The organism is Telluria sp. LT2P80, assembly GCF_059685955.1.
This window is the reverse complement of sequence record NZ_JCASIO010000004.1, coordinates 192735-210043: the sequence shown is the minus strand read 5'-3', so window position 1 is coordinate 210043 and position 17309 is coordinate 192735. Positions and strand designations below refer to the sequence as shown.

Genomic DNA, 17309 nt, shown 5'->3' with positions numbered 1-17309 from the left:
TAAATATAGTACTAACCGCGCAGCGTCAAGCCATCCAGCGCAAACGGCGGCGCCTTCCCCTGCACCAGATCTGCCAGCACGGCCGCGCTGCCGCACGCAAACGTGAAGCCCAGCGGCCCGTGTCCGACGTTGAGCCACAGATTGTCGTAGCGCGTGGCGCCGATGATCGGCGCGCTGCCGGGCGTGGCTGGCCGCAATCCGGCCCACGCCGACACCTGCGAATAATCCGCCGCACGCGGCATCGTCTCGCGCACCAGGCGCGTCAGCCCCGCAACGCGTTTGGCGTCGAGCGAGACATCCTCGCCCACCATGTCGACCATTGCCGCCACGCGCAAGCGGTCGCCGATGCGCGCATACAGCACCTTGCGCTCGAAGTCGGTCACGCTGATCTCGGGCGCGATGTCGTCCTGGCGGATCGGCGCGCTCAGGCTGTAGCCCTTGAGCGGGTACAGCGGCAGGTAGATGCCCACCGTGTCGGCCAGCGAGCGGCTTTGGATGCCGGCGGCCAGCACGTAGGCGTCGGCCGTGAGCAGGCCACCGACGGTGTCGATGCCGGTGATGCGGCCCCGCTCTGCACGCAGTCCCAGCGCGGTACTGTTGACGACCCCGCGAAAGCGCGGATGCTCGCCCAGCCGTTCGGCCAGCGCCACGCAGAAGGCGTGGCAGTCGGCCACCGCTTCGCCCGGGTTGTAGATGCCGCCGGCCAGCAGGTGCTGGGCCGCGCCCAGCGCGGGTTCATGCGCCGTGCATTCCTCGGGCGACCAGATCTGGCCCGCACCCGGCTTTGATGCGGCGACATCGAACGCGGCGCGCGTGCGAAACACCACCAGTTTGCCGGCATCGCGCCAGCCAAAACGCTCTGGCGGCACGACTAGGGAGAGCGAGGCCATCGCCCGGCGCGATAGCTCGCCCAGCTCGAGCAGCTTGGCCGTGGTGCGGCGGTTGACGTCGGCGCGGCAGTGGGCCAGGAAGCTGGCCAGCCAGCGGTACTGGCGCAGGTCGGCTTCGGGTCTGAAGCGCAGCGGGCCGTCGGCCTGGAACAGCCATTTGAAGGCCTTGAGCGGGATGCCGGCGTCGGCCAGCGGCGCCACGTACCGGTAGCTGAGCTGCCCGCCATTGCCGTAGCTGGCGCCGCTGCCCACGTCCGGCGCGCGCTCGAGCAGCGTGACCTCGTGGCCCGCCTCGAGCAGCCACCAGGCGGAGGCCAGGCCGACGACGCCGCCGCCAATGACGATTATGTGCTGCATGCCGGACTCTTTTTTTCGGGTGGGGACAGGGAGCTTAGGGGCAGCCGGCACGCACTGCCAATGAATCTAGCGCGCGCGCTCATAACCGGGATATATGTACGCACCCGCATGCCGGTCAATCGGCCAGGCCGAGGATCGCGCGGCGGTGCAAGGCCGCCACGATGCGCTCTTCATAGCGCGCCAATGCCGTCGCGCGACCCGGCGTGGCGGCCGGGTCGGTTCCGGTGCCGCCGGCCAGCACGACCACGCCGTGGCCCCGTGCGCGGTCCATGGCGAACACGGAGCGCAACCCGTAGGCGTCGCCCAGGTGGCCCACCGCATCGAAACCCGGCGCCAGCCGCAGGCCGGGGCGGTCCGGATAGTGCGCGTTGCCGAATCCGCGCGGACTGAGGATGCTGCCCAGCGGATTGCCGTTGCCGCCCACGCCATCGTACGACCAGTGGCGCGCGAACATGCGTTCGAGCGTCACGCTCTGCAGCAGGCGCGCGCCGCCATGCACGCCGCCGGCCATCAGCATGCGCATGATGACGCCCAGGTCGCGCGCGGCGATGCGCAAGCCGCCGGTCGGGCTGAAGGGCGTTGCGTTGGTGCCGGGGACGTAGCCGTCCAGGCCAGGGGGCGGCACCGGTGGCCGCGCGCCGACATCGTCGGCCTGCGCGATCCACGGCCCGTTCGGCGCCCAGACCTCGCTGTCGACGGCGCGTTTGCGGTAGATGGTCGCGATATTGTCTTGCGCGGTCTTCGGCAACCCGGCCGGGTTGTAGCCAGCCTGCAGCCCGAGCGGCTGCAGCACCAGGCGCGTCATCAGCAGGTCGAACCGTTCGCCGGTGACGCGCTCCATGATCGTGCCGATGATGCCGAACCCCAGGTTACAGTAGGTGTAGTAGGCGCCCGGCCCGGCCAGGCTTGACCACATCGGCTGTGCAGCCGGCGTGACGACGTCCTTCAGCGCCGTCGTGGCCGGCCAGAAGTAGCCGGCGTCGTCGCGCAGCGACGACGTGTGCACGAGCAGCTGGCGCAGCGTGATGGCCTGCGTCGGGAAATGCGGATTGCGCAGCGTGAAGCCGAGGTAACCCGAGACGTCGGCGTCCAGGTCGACGCGGCCGGCTTCCAGCAGCCGCATCAACCCGAGCGTGGTGACGAGTTTCGAGATCGACGCAATCCGGTACAGCGTCGCCGGCGTGGCCGGGCGGTCGGGGAACACGCCGTTGCCGATCGTGCGCCGCCCGAACGCGCCTTCGTACACCGGCTGTCCGGCGCGCAGCGCCAGCACCGACAGGCTGGCCAGCGGGCAGGCCGGATCGTCGGCGCTGGCCGCCAGTTCGGCGTCGAGCTGGCGCTGCAGGGCGCCGCCCGTGCCCGCCGCGCCACCGCCGGCCGGCATCGCTGCAAATAATGGTCCCATCGTCCCCAGCATGGCCATGCCGAGGAGGGTGCGCCTGCCGTGATTCATGTTCGTCCCTTGGCGTTGCGTGATTGTGACTGTCGGTCCAGCATACGGACTGCCCGAAACCCTTGACCAATGAATAGCCGTGCGCAGGGCATAACCGTTTTGTATTGGTCGCAAGTGGTATGCTTCGATGGTATGCCAGCCCCCTTCGCCACGACGCCATGAACAGCCCCAGCCCCGGATTCCAGGTCGACCACGACGACAATTCGCCGCTCTACAAGCAGCTTGCGCGCAAGCTGGCGCAGGACGTGCGTGACGGCCGGTACCAGGCCGATCAGGCGCTGCCGTCCGAGCGCATGCTGTCCGAGCAGCTCGACGTCTCGCGCGTCACTGCGCGCAAGGCGATCGACCAGCTGGTCGACCAGGGCCTGGTGGTGCGCCGGCGCGGCTCGGGCAACTACATCGCGCCGCGCATCGAGCAGCCGCTGTCGACGCTGTCGAGCTTTTCCGAGCAACTGCAGCAGCGCGGCTACACCCCGCGCTCGCAATGGCTGCGGCGCGACACGATGCTGGCCGACGCCGACGAGCAGCTCTCGCTCGGCCTGTCGCCCGGTGCGCGCATCGCCCGCCTGGAGCGCCTGCGCTTTGCCGACGACATCGTCATGGCCTATGAAGTGAGCGTGATCCCGGCCGCCGTGCTGCCGCGTCCTGAACTGGTGGCGGCGTCACTGTACGCGCACCTGTCCAAGTCGGGCCACCTGCCGGTGCGCGCGCTGCAGCACATCCGCGCGATGAATGCCGACCTCGAACTGGCCACGCGGCTCGAGGTGCCCGAAGGCCGCGCGGTGCTGTTCATCACCCGCGTGGGGTACCTCGAATCGGGCCAACCGGTTGAATTGACCCATTCCTACTGCCGCAGCGACCATTACGATTTCGTGGCCGAGCTGCGCCGGCAAGCCTGAATGCATAACCTGGCGGCATGACGGCGCCCGATCCTTTCATGGAAGCGCTTGTCAAAGTGGTATTACACTGGTTTTAACCAAACTGTGCAGGTGCGAGACAGCGATGCTCAATACCGAAACCCCCTCCCTGGCGCACACCGCGCTCGACCAGTACCCGACGACGGAACTGGTCAATGCCCTCGTCGATGACCAGTTCCATGCGGTGGACGCCGTACGCAAGGCCGGGCCGCGCATCGCCGCCGCTGTGGCAGCCGCAGTGCCGCGCATGGAAGCGGGCGGGCGCCTGGTCTATGTCGGCGCCGGCACCTCGGGCCGCCTCGGCGTGCTCGACAGCGTCGAGCTGTACCCGACCTTTTCCTGGCCCGCCGAACGCGCGGTGGCGCTGCTGGCCGGCGGCCATGGCGCGATGTTCGCTGCGGTCGAAGGCGCCGAAGACGATCTGGAGCAGGGCGCGGCGGATATCCAGGGTGTGGACGTGGGGCCGAACGATGTCGTGCTGGCGCTGGCGGCGTCGGGCGCCACGCCGTACGTGCTGGGCGCGATCCGCGCCGCGCGCGCCGCCGGCGCGCTGACGGTGGGCTTTGCCAACAACCCGGACGCACCGGTGGCCACGCAGGCCGAGATCGGCATCACGCTCGACACGGGCGCCGAAGTCATTTCGGGCAGCACGCGCCTGAAAGCGGGCACTTCGCAAAAGATCGCGTTGAACACCTTTTCCAGCGCCCTGATGGTGCGTTTGAACAAGGTTTACGGCAACCTGATGGTAGACTTGAAGGCCACCAATGCCAAACTGGTACGACGTGCGATCCGCCTGACGAGCTTTGCCACCGGCGCCGACGAGGCGGCCGCGCAGGCGGTGCTGGAACAATGCGGCTTCCACGTCAAGACCGCGATCGTGGCCTTGTCCAAACAAACCAGTGTCGAGCAGGCGCAAGCGCTGCTGGAAGCGGCGCACGGCAGCGTGCGCCAGGCGCTCGCGTAAGCACGCGCCCTTTCAGCAGCACCGGCCTGCACGGCGCACGAAAGAGTCATGCAAAAACCGCAAGCGAACAGCCCGTGGCTGTGGGTGCCGTCCCTGTACTTTGCCCAGGCGATTCCATATGTCGTCGTGATGAGCCTGTCGGTCATCATGTACAAGGACATGGGGATTTCGAACTCCGACATCGCCTTCTATACGAGCCTGCTGTACCTGCCGTGGGTGATCAAGCCGCTGTGGTCCCCGATCGTCGACATGTTCGGCACCAAGCGGCGCTGGACCGTGCTGCTGCAACTGGCCGTCGGCGCCTCGCTCATTGCGGTGGGCACCGTGCTGCATCTGCCCACCTTCTTCGTCGTCAGCCTGGCGGTCCTGTGGATCATGGCGTTCAGCTCGGCCACGCACGATATCTCGGCCGACGGCTTCTACATGCTGGGCCTGCGCCAGAAGCAGCAGGCGGCGTTCGTCGGCGTGCGCAGCACCTTCTACCGCCTGGCCACGCTGTTCGGGCAAGGCCCGCTCGTGGTGCTGGCCGGTTATCTGGCCGTGAGCCTGGGCGACGTGCGCCAGGCCTGGTCGATCGTGTTCTACGTGCTGGCCGGCCTGTTCTTCGCCGCCTTTGCGTGGCACCAGTGGGCGCTGCCGGTGCCGGCCGACGACCACGCCGTCGCCAAGAGCGACAATCCGCTGCGCGACTTCATCGGCACCTTCGTCGCCTTTTTCAAGAAGCGCGATATCTGGATGATCGTTGCGTTCATCCTCACGTTCCGCCTCGGTGAAGCGCAGCTGCTCAAACTCGTCGCGCCATTTTTGAAGGACCCCATCAGCGCCGGCGGTCTGGGTTTGACGACCGCCGAATACGGCATCGCCTATGGCACGGTCGGCATCATCGCCCTGACGCTGGGCGGCCTGGCCGGAGGCTGGCTGATTTCACGCGTGGGCCTGAAACGCTGCCTGTGGGTCATGGTGTTCGCGATCCACGTGCCTGACCTGGTCTTCGTCTACCTGTCGCAAACCCAGCCGACCGATCTGATGATCGTGTCCGCCTTCCTCGCGCTCGAGCAGTTCGGCTACGGTTTCGGCTTTACGGCAATGATGATGTACATGATCATGGTGGCCGATGGCCCGAACAAGACCGCGCATTACGCGATCTGCACGGGCCTGATGGCGCTCGGGATGATGGTGCCCGGCATGTGGAGCGGCGACCTGCAGGAATACCTCGGCTACCAGCACTTCTTCATCTGGACCTGTCTTGCGACCATTCCCGCCTTTATCGTGGCGGCGCTCGTCAAGATCGATCCGGAATTCGGAAAAAAATAAGCGGACGGCTGACGCCCGCGCTGCCGCGCCCGACGTGGCGCCGGCGCGAAGCGTCAACCTCCGGTACAGCAACATCAAGGAGTTCTTTTTTGCTTCCCAACCTGAACAAACGCACTTTCACGCTCGGCATGGCCAGCGCCGTCGCCCTGGGCCTGGCGGCCTGCGGCACCAAGCCCACCAAGCCTGGCGCCACGACTTTCATCGGCGGCAATGAGCCGCCGGCCGCGCCGCGCGAGTTTCGCGCCGCCTGGGTGTCCACGGTCGCCAATATCGACTGGCCCAGCCGACCGAACCTGAGCGCCGCCAAGCAGCAGCAGGAAGTCCTGGCCATCCTCGACCGCGCCCAGGCCATGAACCTGAACGCGATCGTGCTGCAGGTGCGGCCGGCCGCCGACACCATCTATCCGTCGAACCTCGAGCCCTGGACCGAATACCTGAGCGGGATCCAGGGCAAGGCGCCGCAACCGTTCTACGATCCGCTCGCGTACTGGATCACCGAGGCGCATGCGCGCGGCATCGAGCTGCACGCCTGGTTCAATCCCTACCGCGCGCGCATGGACGCTTCGCGCGGCCAGTCGGCGCCAAACCACATCACCAACACCAACCCGGCCGTCGTCAAACGCTACGGCAAATTCATGTGGATGGACCCGGGCGAGCCAGCGGCCGTCAAGCAGACGCTCGACGTGATCCTCGACGTCGTGCGCCGCTACGACATCGATGGCGTGCACATCGACGATTACTTTTATCCGTACCCGATCGATGCCGCGCCGCAGATGGCCGGCAACGCGGCGGCCCTCGACGGCCGTGCCGGCAGCCGCGAACTGGACTTCCCGGACGATCCGGCCTGGCACCGCTACCTGGCCGGCGGCGGCCAGCTCGATCGCGCCAACTGGCGCCGCGACAACGTCAACCGCCTGATCGAAGCGATGTACAAGGGGATCCACGCCGAAAAGAGCTGGGTGCGCTTTGGCATCAGCCCCTTCGGCCTGGGCCGCCCGGACCGTCGCCCGCCCGGCATCGTTGGTTTTTCGCAGTACGACAAGCTGTATGCCGACGCCGAGCTGTGGCTCGAAAAAGGCTGGGTCGATTACTTCGTGCCGCAGCTGTACTGGCCGATCAAGCCGCCGGGCCAGGCCTACGACGTGCTGCTCGATTACTGGATCAGGCAAAATCCGCAGCGCCGCCACATCTGGCCGGGCCTGTTCACCAGCCGCATCGGCGCGGCGACCAAGGGCTACGAGCCGCAGGAGGTGCTGGCCCAGGTCGACGTGACCCGTACGCGGCCGCTGGCCACCGGCCACGTCCACTTCAGCATGGTGGCCCTGATGCAGAACCGCAAGGGCATCGCCGACCAGCTGCGCACGACCCGCTACGCCGGGCAGGCACTGGTGCCGGCCACGACGTGGCTGGGCAACGAGCGGCCCGGTACGCCGCTGGTGGGAGCCTCGCGCCGCGCGCGCTCGGTCGACCTGACGCTCAAGGCGGGCAAGGCCAATGCGTTGTACGCGGTCTGGTCGCGCCACGGCGGGCAATGGCGTTTCGCCGTGGTCCCGGCGGTGCGCGTGGCCTGGTCGGTGCCGGATGATGCGACGCTGGGCGCAGCCGAGATCGTGGTGGTCAGCGCCGTCGACCGCCTGGGCAACGAGGGCGCACGGGTGCGCGTATGGGGCAAAGCGTAATGCAGGTAGCATCGGGTTTTAGAGGCGGATTTTGTGATGTCATCTGATCGTGACAACCTGAGCGGGTTTGGCCTGGGGATCGACGCCGGCGGCACCGAGACGCGCTGGGCGCTCGCGGCCCCCGGCGGCGCCATCCTGGCCGACGGCGTGGTCGCGGGCCTGTCGGCGCTGCAGATGGCCACGTCGGACGGACGCGCAGCGGTGCGCGCGAGCCTGGAAGAACTGGCGGCGGCCGTGCTCGCGCATGCCAGTCCGCTGCGCATCCAGGCCGGTCTGACGGGGTTTGGCGGCGACGACGAATTGCTGCAATCGTGGCTGGCCCAGTTGCTGGGCGTTGCGCCCAGCGCGGTCACACTGTCGAACGATATCGAACTGGCGTATCGCGCCAACTTCGCGCCCGGCGCCGGCTACCTCGTGTATGCGGGCACCGGCTCGATCGGCGCCTACATCGACGCCGACCACGTGTTCCACCGCGCCGGCGGGCGCGGCGTGCTGCTCGACGATGGCGGCGGGGGCTTCTGGATCGCGCGTGAAGCGCTGCGCCACATCTGGCGCAACGAAGACGAGCAACCTGGCTGCTGGCGCGATTCGCCGCTGGCGCAGGCCGTGTTCGAGCACATCGGCGGCGCCGACTGGAATGTGTCGCGCCAGTTCATCTATCACGGCGAGCGCGGCGCGATCGGCAAGCTGGCGCTGGCCGTTGCCGCCAGCGCGGAGCGCGATCCGGCCGCCGCCACGATCCTGAGCGAAGCCGGCCTGGAACTGGCGCGCCTGGCACTGGCACTCACGCGCCGCTTCGGTCCGCGCCCGGTGGTGCTGGCCGGCCGTGCGAGCGAACTGCACCCCCTGATCATCGAGACGATGCGCGCCGCGCTGCCGGCCGGGCTGGTGCTGACGCAGACCGGCCTGCGCGCCCATCACGGCGCCGCGCGGCTGGCATTGCAACCGGCCGCCATGCCGCCCGCGCGCCCAACCCACAAGAACATCAACGAGGAATCCCCATGAAATCGATCTTTGCCGCTCTCGCCCTGGCCGTGCTGGCCGGTTGTACCACGACCGCCCCGACCACGCCGAAGTACGACACCACCTACGATGCAGTCGGCCAGTCGAGCCGCGCGCGTTTTCTGGTGCTGCACTACACGGTGGCCAACACGCCTGCCTCGATCAAGATCCTGACGCAGCAGCAGGTCAGCTCGCACTACCTGTTGACCGACGAAGCGCAGCCGAAGATCTACCGCCTGGTCGACGAGAACCGCGCCGCCTGGCATGCGGGCAATTCGAGCTGGAAGAACTTCACGCAACTGAACAACAGCTCGATCGGTATCGAGATCGTCAACGCCGGCTGGAAGGACACGCCGCAGGGCCGCATCTACGCGCCGTTCCCGCAGGCGCAGATGGATGCGCTGCTGCCGCTGGTGAAGGACATCGTCGCGCGCCACGGCATCGCGCCCGAGAACGTGCTCGGTCACAGCGATATCGCGCCGCTGAGGAAGCAAGATCCGGGGCCGCAGTTCCCGTGGCAGCGCCTGGCGCAGGAAGGCCTGATACTGTGGCCGGATGCGAACCGCGTCGCCGCGGTGCGTCCGGCCTTCGAGGCCCTGCTGCCGGACGTCGCCTGGTTCCAGCGCAAGCTGGCCACGCACGGCTTTGGCCTGGTGCAGAGCGGCATGTACGATGAAGCGACCCGCACCACGCTGGCGGCGTTTCAGATGAAGTACCGTCCGCGCGATATCTCGGGCGTTGCCGATGCCGAAACAGCCGCGCTGCTGGAAGTGCTGACGACGCCAGCGAACACGCCGCCGCCGGTAGTGGCGGCAGCACTGGCGCCCATGGCGCCGACCACGATGCCGATGCCAGCACCGGCACCAGCACCAGCACCGATGCCAATGCCGACGCCGACGCCGACGCCGACGCCGACGCCGACGCCGACCTTGCCCGAGCCGACGCCGGTGCTGCCGGTCGAACCGACGCCGGAAACCGCTCCGGCCCCGGCCACGCCGGTCATCACTACGCCATGATGGCGGCAATTGGGGGATAAGCGATGCGTCTGCGCCATATCGAAGTATTCCACGCCATCATGCAGGTCGGCACCATCAGTGGCGCCGCCCAGGTGCTGCATATCTCGCAGCCGGCCGTGACCAAGGTGCTGCAGCACGCCGAGCTGCAACTGGGCATGCCGCTGTTCGAGCGCGTGCGCGGCAAGCTGTATCCCAAGCCGGAAGCGCACCGCCTGTTCATCGAAACCGAAAAGCTTCATCGCGACCTGCAGGGCATCCGCCGCCTGGCCGCGAGCCTGAAGGGCCGCGCGGTGGAAACCGTGCGCCTGGTGTCCACGCCGACCATTGCCGTCAGCGTGCTGCCGGCCGGGATGACCGCCTGGCGCCGTGCCTTTCCCGAAACACGGTGCGAGCTGGCCACGCACCACACGAGCGAAATCGTCAATGCACTGCGCCTGGGCGAAGCCGATGTCGGCCTGTCGTTGCAGGATCCGCGCCATCCCGGAATCGTGGCCGAGCCGATCGCGCATGGCCTGCTGACGGTGATGGCGCCGCGCGGCACCTGGAGTGACGCCGAATGCCGCACGCCGATCGCGGCCGACGGTTTGACCGGTGAACTGATCGGCATGGCCGACCGCGATCCGCTGGGCGAGATGGTGATGGCAGCCTGCGAAGCGCAGGGCGTGCAACCGGTGTTTCGCACCGTGGTGCAGACGTACCAGATCGCCCGCTCGCTGGTCGAAGCCGGCGCCGGCACGGCGGTGGTCGATCCGTTCACGGCCGCATCGGCCGCGGCGAACCAGGTGCAGTGCCGCCAGTGGTCGCCGTCGATTCCCGTGCACCTGTACCTGCTCACGGCCAGCCACTCGCCGCTGTCGCACGGCGCGCGCGAGCTGGCCAACTGCATCGGCGCGACCGCGCGCGCCTGTCTCGAAGCAGCCTAGGATTTTTCAGACCATGCACGCGTTCATCGCCAGCGAAGACATTGCCGCCAGCCCGGCGTTCCGGCATCTGGATTCCATCGCCGGCATCCGGGTCGACCTGCGCTACGCCACCGCCAATAACTTCGTTGGACGCGATCTGTATTCGCCGTTCGATTGCGCCTGGCTGCATGTGCAGGCAGCCGCAGCGCTCGAGCGCGTGGTGGCGTGGCTGGCTGAACGCCGGCCCGACCTGACGGTGCTGGTGCTCGATGCACTGCGGCCGCAGCGCGTCCAGCAGCAGTTGTGGGATGCGCTCGAGGGCACCGATCTGCGCCTGTACCTGGCCGATCCGGCGCGCGGCTCGATCCACTCGTACGGCATGGCGCTGGACCTCACACTGATCGACGCGGCCGGCCATGAGCTGGACATGGGCACCGGTTTCGACGACATGACCGAGCTGTCGCATCCGGCGCTCGAAGAAGGGTTTGTGCTGGCCGGACGCCTCACCGAAGCGCAGGTGGCCAACCGGCGACTGCTGCGCGAGGCGATGCTGGCAGCGGGCTTTTTGGCCATCAAAACCGAATGGTGGCACTTCGATTGCGGCGACCGCGATCGGGTGCGGCGCACCTTTCAGCGCGTGCTGTAGCCGTCAGTTCATCGCGATTGCTTCGACCCGGTTGCGGCCATTGTGCTTGGCCGCGTACAGCAGCTTGTCGGCGGTCAGGATCAGGTCGGGCAACGTGATGTGGCCGTCGTCGCGGGCGAAATCGTACGTGGCCAGGCCGAAGCTGGCGGTGGTCTGCAACCCGGGGCCATCGGCATCCGGCGCGACCCGGTTGGCCGCAAACGCCGCGCGCAGGTCCTCGGCCAGCTTCGCCCCTTGCGCCAGGTCGGTGGCGGGCAGGACCAGCAAAAATTCTTCGCCGCCGTAGCGCACCACGGCATCGACGCCGCTGCGCGCCATCTTGTGCAGCAGGCCGGCAAAGGTGCGGATCACGACATCGCCCTCGTGGTGGCCGAAGGTATCGTTGATGCGCTTGAAGTGATCGATGTCGCACAGGATGACCGACACCGGATGCCTGTGCCGGCGGGCCTGTTCCAGTTCATGCCCCAGCAGATGATCGTGCAGGTAGTGGCGGTTGTAGCAGCAGGTGAGCTGGTCGCGCTGGGCGATCTGCTTGAGTGTCAGCTCCAGCCGGAACTGTTCGCGCGCCACCCGGTTGTAGCGGCGCGCCGCCAGAATGCCGAACGTGTTGATCATCGTGAGCAGCATGCCCATCGTGAGCAGGTCCGACACGGGCCTTGGCGGCAGCACGAACGTGACCAGCGCCAGAAAGACGATCGTGGCGCCGGTACCGAGCGCGGTCGAGTAGACAAGGCGGTTCGGGATGTACAGGTAGATCACCACCAGGATGATCAGCATCGACATCGCATGCCAGTGCACCTCGTACGGCCGCGCCAGCGCCACCACCATGAAGCAGCACAGCGCAATGCCTTCGGACAGCGACGCCGCCAGGCGCATGGCCCGGATCGACAGGGGGCGGCGGTAGGCCAGCCAGGCGCAGGTGCCGGCGCTGGCCGCGACCAGCAGGCGTGCCGGCAGCGTGTCGCGCACTGCTGCATCCAGGCCCAGCACCGCGATATCCGTCACAAAAAAGCACAGGAAGAACACGACGCAGAACACCAGCGTGAAGCCGAGCATGGCGCGTGTGCGTTCGATCTGGTTGGAAAGGAACGCAATTTCGCTGGCGCTGCGCGCGAATTCGCCGGTCAGGTAATGAATATGCATACGATCAACAGTGCGGCAGGTGGCAATGCCTGCGACACACGATCACATTCGGCGATAGTCGGACAGGACGGGATGCGTCGGCGCCGGCGCCGGCCAGGCCGATCACCGGCAGCGGCACCGGGCACGTGACTATTGTGGCAAGGTTTTCTTACTTGAAACTAACAAAATGTATCAGTTCATTAATTACTTTGTTAGTTTTGCAAGATAACCCGGTTCAATCCCGTGACAATTTGCTTAACGTTGCATCGCTGCTGCCTGCGTCGTACCCGAGCGCGCCACCCAGTCAACCAGCGCATCGAGCACGGCGCGGCCGCGCCCGTCGCCAGCACGTTCGCTGTTGACCATCGCCACCACCACGCACAGGTTGCCATTCGCATCCGGCACGTAGCCGGCCACGGCGGTGACGTTGCGCAGCGTGCCCGTTTTCAGGCGCGCGCGCCCGGCCGCCGGCGTGCCGGCCAGGCGCCGGCGCATGGTGCCATCGACCGCGCCGATCGGCAGGCTGGCCTGGAATTCGGGCGCCCATGGGCTCTTCAAGCCCGCCTGCAGCAGGCTGCCCATCTGCTGCGCGCTGATGCGCTCCACGCGCGACAGGCCCGAACCATTGTCGATCACGAACCCGGTGTCGTCGATGCGCTGCGCGCGCAGCCAGTCGCGCACCGCGCCGTCGGCGCGCGCAAAGGTGGTGACTTCGCCGCCCGGCAGCGCCAGGCTGCCGTCGACCGGATCGCCCTGCAGGCTGCCCAGGCTCAGAAACAGCAGGCGCGCCAGCGTGTTGTCGGATGTCTTGTTGATGTCGCGGACCACTTCCGGCAAGGCGCGCGCGGCGTGCGCTGCCAGCACGCGCGCATCCAGCGGCGTGGCGCCGGTGATCGTGCGGCCACTGAGCGTGCCGCCCAGATCGGTCCAGGCGCGGCGCACGAAGCGGCCCACGTAATCGTCGCGGTCGAGCACATTGACGCTGTAGCTGCGGTTGCAGTTCTTCGGGAAGGTGCCGCGCAAGACCACCTCGATGCGGCCATCCGGCGCGCGCCGCGTCTCGGGCAGCTGCCAGCCGTCTTCCCACTTCGCGCAATCGCGCTCGACCAGCGTCATCGCCGACGTGACCGAGACACGTTCGAGCTCCGGGTACATGCGCAGTTGCAGGGTGGCGCCGGTCGCGCGCATGTCGAGCTGCAGCATGTTCTTGTTGAGGAGGAGGGCGTCGGGAATCACGTTGTAATACGCGTCGGGCGACTCGTCGAACGGCGGCAGGCCGACATCCGGCCGCGCCGGCTGGAACAGGCTGCGATCGAGCACCAGGTCGCCCTCGATGCGCTCGATGCCCTGGTAGCGCAGCGCGCGCAGCATGGCTTCGAGGTGTTCGCCAGCCAGGTCCGCATCGGCGCCGCCCTTGACGTACAGGCTGCCGCGCAGCACACCGTCTTTCACATCCCCGGTCGTCCGCAGTTCGGTGCGGCCGCGGAACGTGGGGCCAAGCCGCTCAAGACCGATCAGCGTCGTCACCAGCTTGATCGTGGACGCCGGCTGCATCGGCAGCGCTGCCTGGTGCGACAGCACGGCCGCGTCGCCGCGCAGCACCAGCAGGCCCACTTCGCCTGGTGCGATGCCGCTTTGCTGCATCAGTTGCGCCACCGGCGCCGGTAGCTGGGCCTGGGCGAGCGACGTGGCGCACAGCAGCGACAGGACGAGGGTGGCGCGTTTGAACATGCGTGAATCCTTAACCGAAGAAGAGATAGGCCACGAAGATCGCGGCGATGATGCCGACCAGATCGGCCAGCAGGCCATAGCTGACCGCATAGCGCGTCTTGCGGATGCCGACCGAGCCGAAATACAGCGCGATGATGTAGAACGTGGTGTCCGACGCGCCCTGCATGATGCTGGCCAGGCGGCCGACGAACGAGTCCACGCCATAGGTCTTGATCGCATCGATCATCATGGCGCGCGCGCCGCTGCCCGAGAGCGATTTCATGAGCGCGGTCGGCAGCGCGCCGACGAAATCGGTCTGCAGGCCCAGTGCGGCAAACACCCACGCGAAGCCGCTCGTGACCATGCCCAGGATGCCCGAGTTGCGCACCACGCTGATTGCCACGATCATGCCGACCAGGTAGGGGATGATCTTGATGGACGTTTCGACGCCGCCCTTGGCGCCTTCGATGAAGGCTTCGAACACATTGACCTTCTTGCGCAGCGCTCCGGTCATGAACGCGGCAATGACGCCGAACAGCACCAGGTTGGCGGCAACCGACGACACCAGCTGGATCTGCGTCTTGTCGAGGAAGTAGGTGAAGGAGAGGACCATCGACGCGATCAGCGCCGCGGTGCCGCCGATCCAGGCGAAGATCACCGGGTCGAACAGGTTGATGCGCTGGCGCAGGCCGACCATGATGATGCTGAAGATGGTGGCGGTGTAGGTCGCGATCAGGGTCGGGATGAAGATGTCGGCCGGGTTGGCCGCGCCCAGCACCGCGCGCTGGGCCATCACGGCCAGCGGAATGATCGTCAGGCCCGAGGTCTGGATCACCAGGAACATCAGCTGCGCATCGGTCGCTTCATCCTTGTTCGGATTGAGCGACTGCAGGCTTTCCATGGCTTTCAGGCCGAACGGCGTGGCCGCGTTGTCGAGCCCCAGCATATTGGCCGAGAAGTTCATCACCATGTGGCCGTTGGCCGGGTGGTTGCGCGGCACGCCGGGAAATATGCGCGAAAAGAACGGGCCGATCACGCGCGCGAACAGGTTGATGGCGCCCGCCTTTTCACCGACATTCATGATCCCGAGCCAGAACGTCATGACACCGGCCAGCGGCAGGGCGATGTCCATCACGGCCATCTTGGCCGAGTCGAAGGTGCCGTCGATGATGCGCTTGAAGATTTCGGTGTCGCCGAGGAAGAGCCACTGCGCCATTGCTGCGAGGAAGCCGACGAGGAAGAAGCCTGTCCAGATGTAATTGAGTGCCATCGATAACCAGTAAATGCTGAGAGGTGCTGATCGGTGCTGATCGAAGCGTTGCCGCCGGGTTCGGACGATTGTGCAGCGCCCAGGGGCCAAGGGCAAGCCGCGTGGATGAAAGAATGCAGCCGCGCCATGCGCAAAAGTTATGAGCGTTGCTTGCCAGGGCGCGGCGCGCCTATGATACGGCACGCTGTATGAGATGCCCCAAAGGATCTGCCGTCATGAAATTTCGCTCCGCCGCTGCTACGCTGCTGTCGCTGTCGTTCCTGCTCGTGCCGTATTCCGGTGCTCAGGCGCAGACGCAGACACAGGACAAGGTCCTGCACATGTTCCTCTCCACCAGCGAGACCGGACTCGACCCGGCGGTCGCGTCCGACAACGCCACGCTGTCGCTGCTGGAAAACCTGTTCGATCCGCTGCTGCGCTACGACTACCTGGCGCGCCCGGCCACGCTGCGCCCCAACACGGCCACGGCCATGCCGACCGTCAGCAGCGACGGCCTGACCTACACCTTCCGCATCCGCCCCGGCATCCACTTCACGCCCGACCCCGCGTTCAAGGGCCGCAAGCGCGAAGTCACGGCGGCCGACTATGTCTACAGCCTCAAGCGTTTATATGATCCGGCGCTCAAGTCGCCCTGGGCCTATATGTTCGAAGGCAAGATCGCAGGCGACGCCGCGCTGCGCGCGCGCTTCGGCCCGGATGTGCCGGTGGCCGGCCTGCAGGCGCCGGACCGCTACACGCTGCGTATCCAGCTGGCCGCGCCTGACAACAACTTCCTGTTCTATCTGGCGACGGCGGCCAGCAGCGTGGTGGCGCGCGAAGTGATCGAAGCCTATCCGGGGCAGGCGGGCAATCACCCGATCGGCACCGGACCATTCATGCTGGGGCAGTGGAAGCGCAGCGACCGCATCGTGCTGCTGGCCAATCCGGATTCCACCGCCGTGTTCGCGGCCACGCCGGGCGACGACCCGCAAGACCGGGCGATTGCCGCCGCACTGGAAGGCAAGCGCCTGCCACGCGTAGACCGGGTCGAGGTGCGCATTGCCGAGGAATTCCAGGGCCGCATGCTGGGCTTTTTGAATGCCGACTACGATTACCTGGAGCAGATTCCCGAATCGATGACCGAGATGGTCGTGCAGGACGGCGCCTTGAAGCCCGACCTGGCGGCGCGCGGGATCGTGCTGTCGCGCTTTCCGGTATTGCAGACCTACTATATGTGGATGAACATGACCGACCCGGTCGTGGGTGGCTACAGCAAGGACCGCATTGCGCTGCGGCGTGCGATTTCGATGGCGTACAACAGCGCCGAAGACATTGCGCTACTGAAGAAAGGGTTTGCGATCAAGGCCGAGTCGCCGCTGCCGCCGAATGTGCGCGGTTACGATCCGCGCTACCGCAGTCCGGTGCCGTACAACCCGGCGCTGGCCAATGCCTTGCTCGATCGGCATGGCTACGACGGGCGCGACCCGGACGGTTTTCGACGCGCCCCCGATGGCAAACCGCTGACCTTGACGATGCACAGCGAAGCGACCGTGGGCGGGCGCCTGCGCGATGAACTGTGGCGAAAATGCCTGAATGCCATCGGTGTGCGCGTCGTTTTCAAGTCCGACAAGAAAACCGAGATCATCAAGGCCTCGCGCCTCGGAACGGTGCAAATGTTCGAGAGTAACTGGATCGCCGATTTCCCCGACGGCGACAACTTTTATCAGCTGTTGTACGGGCCGAATGCAGGCCGCGCGAACTACGCGCGTTTCAACCTGCCTCAATACAATGTGCGCTATGAAAAAGCACGCTTGCTGCAGGATGGTGCAGAGCGGAACACACTCTATTTTGAGATGAACCAGCTGCTGCACGCGTACAACCCATGGGTGCCTTTGACCCATGTTTTATCGGGCGATCTGCGGCATCCGTGGTTGAAAAACTACAAACGCCATCCCGTCGAATTCACGAACTGGCGCTACCTCGATATCGATGTTGCGCAAAGGGCACGCTCGGTCAGGGGCAAGCGATAGATTCCGTTAGTTTTTCCGCAAGAAAATATTCCCGCTGGTTATACTCCCCTCCGGATAA

At 66.5% G+C, this 17309-nt stretch carries 14 protein-coding genes; 9 read left to right on the top strand and 5 right to left on the bottom strand.

What is annotated here, in order from left to right; all coding sequences use genetic code 11:
- Positions 1–11: 11 nt before the first annotated feature.
- Both AC56LW_RS12655 and AC56LW_RS12650 read right to left on the bottom strand, forming a co-directional pair.
- Positions 12–1247, bottom strand: coding sequence for a D-amino acid dehydrogenase (locus tag AC56LW_RS12655; protein WP_332531237.1), 1236 nt, complete (start codon positions 1245–1247; stop codon positions 12–14).
- 115 nt (positions 1248–1362) lie between these two features.
- The gene (locus AC56LW_RS12650; protein WP_499634733.1) at positions 1363–2700 is read right to left on the bottom strand and encodes a serine hydrolase domain-containing protein; all 1338 of its coding nucleotides are present in this window, start codon (positions 2698–2700) and stop codon (positions 1363–1365) included.
- A 158-nt stretch (positions 2701–2858) separates the two neighbouring features.
- Between AC56LW_RS12650 and AC56LW_RS12645 the strand changes: the two genes are divergently transcribed.
- The 8 genes from AC56LW_RS12645 to AC56LW_RS12610 all read left to right on the top strand — a co-directional run bounded on the left by AC56LW_RS12645 (position 2859) and on the right by AC56LW_RS12610 (position 11140).
- Complete coding sequence (locus AC56LW_RS12645) at positions 2859–3599, top strand: GntR family transcriptional regulator (RefSeq protein WP_332531239.1); 741 nt, start codon at positions 2859–2861, stop codon at positions 3597–3599.
- 82 nt (positions 3600–3681) lie between these two features.
- The gene (gene murQ / locus AC56LW_RS12640) at positions 3682–4581 is read left to right on the top strand and encodes an N-acetylmuramic acid 6-phosphate etherase (protein ID WP_499635284.1); all 900 of its coding nucleotides are present in this window, start codon (positions 3682–3684) and stop codon (positions 4579–4581) included.
- A 48-nt stretch (positions 4582–4629) separates the two neighbouring features.
- On the top strand, positions 4630–5895 hold the full coding sequence (locus AC56LW_RS12635; protein WP_499570989.1) for an AmpG family muropeptide MFS transporter: 1266 nt from the start codon (positions 4630–4632) through the stop codon (positions 5893–5895).
- Between the two features lie 89 nt (positions 5896–5984).
- Complete coding sequence (locus AC56LW_RS12630; RefSeq protein WP_332531241.1) at positions 5985–7574, top strand: glycoside hydrolase family 10-like protein; 1590 nt, start codon at positions 5985–5987, stop codon at positions 7572–7574.
- A 36-nt stretch (positions 7575–7610) separates the two neighbouring features.
- Positions 7611–8579, top strand: a complete 969-nt coding sequence (locus tag AC56LW_RS12625; RefSeq protein ID WP_499634729.1) for an N-acetylglucosamine kinase — start codon at positions 7611–7613, stop codon at positions 8577–8579.
- Positions 8576–9592: an N-acetylmuramoyl-L-alanine amidase gene (locus AC56LW_RS12620; RefSeq protein WP_499634727.1), complete on the top strand. Its 1017-nt coding sequence runs from the start codon at positions 8576–8578 to the stop codon at positions 9590–9592. Before AC56LW_RS12625 ends, AC56LW_RS12620 begins: the two co-directional genes overlap by 4 nt.
- A gap of 23 nt (positions 9593–9615) precedes the next feature.
- Positions 9616–10515 (top strand): LysR family transcriptional regulator, encoded by a 900-nt coding sequence (locus AC56LW_RS12615; protein WP_332531244.1) that lies wholly within the window; start codon positions 9616–9618, stop codon positions 10513–10515.
- Between the two features lie 13 nt (positions 10516–10528).
- Positions 10529–11140, top strand: a complete 612-nt coding sequence (locus AC56LW_RS12610) for a M15 family metallopeptidase (protein ID WP_499634724.1) — start codon at positions 10529–10531, stop codon at positions 11138–11140.
- Positions 11141–11143: 3 nt separating this feature from the next.
- Here AC56LW_RS12610 and AC56LW_RS12605 read toward each other — a convergent pair whose 3' ends face one another.
- The 3 genes from AC56LW_RS12605 to AC56LW_RS12595 form a co-directional block, all read right to left on the bottom strand.
- Entirely contained in the window at positions 11144–12283 is a 1140-nt protein-coding gene (locus AC56LW_RS12605) for a GGDEF domain-containing protein (RefSeq protein ID WP_499634721.1), read from the bottom strand.
- A gap of 234 nt (positions 12284–12517) precedes the next feature.
- Positions 12518–13993, bottom strand: coding sequence for a D-alanyl-D-alanine carboxypeptidase/D-alanyl-D-alanine endopeptidase (dacB, locus tag AC56LW_RS12600; protein WP_499634718.1), 1476 nt, complete (start codon positions 13991–13993; stop codon positions 12518–12520).
- Between the two features lie 10 nt (positions 13994–14003).
- Positions 14004–15242, bottom strand: a complete 1239-nt coding sequence (locus AC56LW_RS12595; RefSeq protein WP_482896669.1) for a nucleoside recognition domain-containing protein — start codon at positions 15240–15242, stop codon at positions 14004–14006.
- Between the two features lie 215 nt (positions 15243–15457).
- Between AC56LW_RS12595 and AC56LW_RS12590 the strand changes: the two genes are divergently transcribed.
- Complete coding sequence (locus tag AC56LW_RS12590) at positions 15458–17251, top strand: ABC transporter substrate-binding protein (RefSeq protein WP_499634715.1); 1794 nt, start codon at positions 15458–15460, stop codon at positions 17249–17251.
- Positions 17252–17309: the final 58 nt, after the last annotated feature.

What these genes read in the sequence shown, in the direction of transcription:
- AC56LW_RS12655 (WP_332531237.1), bottom strand. Translation starts at nt 1,247, where the DNA reads ATGCAGCACATAATCGTCATTGGCGGCGGCGTCGTCGGCCTGGCCTCC.
- AC56LW_RS12650 (WP_499634733.1), bottom strand. Translation starts at nt 2,700, where the DNA reads ATGAATCACGGCAGGCGCACCCTCCTCGGCATGGCCATGCTGGGGACG.
- AC56LW_RS12645 (WP_332531239.1), top strand. Translation starts at nt 2,859, where the DNA reads ATGAACAGCCCCAGCCCCGGATTCCAGGTCGACCACGACGACAATTCG.
- AC56LW_RS12635 (WP_499570989.1), top strand. Translation starts at nt 4,630, where the DNA reads ATGCAAAAACCGCAAGCGAACAGCCCGTGGCTGTGGGTGCCGTCCCTG.
- AC56LW_RS12625 (WP_499634729.1), top strand. Translation starts at nt 7,611, where the DNA reads ATGTCATCTGATCGTGACAACCTGAGCGGGTTTGGCCTGGGGATCGAC.
- AC56LW_RS12620 (WP_499634727.1), top strand. Translation starts at nt 8,576, where the DNA reads ATGAAATCGATCTTTGCCGCTCTCGCCCTGGCCGTGCTGGCCGGTTGT.
- AC56LW_RS12615 (WP_332531244.1), top strand. Translation starts at nt 9,616, where the DNA reads ATGCGTCTGCGCCATATCGAAGTATTCCACGCCATCATGCAGGTCGGC.
- AC56LW_RS12610 (WP_499634724.1), top strand. Translation starts at nt 10,529, where the DNA reads ATGCACGCGTTCATCGCCAGCGAAGACATTGCCGCCAGCCCGGCGTTC.
- AC56LW_RS12605 (WP_499634721.1), bottom strand. Translation starts at nt 12,283, where the DNA reads ATGCATATTCATTACCTGACCGGCGAATTCGCGCGCAGCGCCAGCGAA.
- dacB (WP_499634718.1), bottom strand. Translation starts at nt 13,993, where the DNA reads ATGTTCAAACGCGCCACCCTCGTCCTGTCGCTGCTGTGCGCCACGTCG.
- AC56LW_RS12595 (WP_482896669.1), bottom strand. Translation starts at nt 15,242, where the DNA reads ATGGCACTCAATTACATCTGGACAGGCTTCTTCCTCGTCGGCTTCCTC.
- AC56LW_RS12590 (WP_499634715.1), top strand. Translation starts at nt 15,458, where the DNA reads ATGAAATTTCGCTCCGCCGCTGCTACGCTGCTGTCGCTGTCGTTCCTG.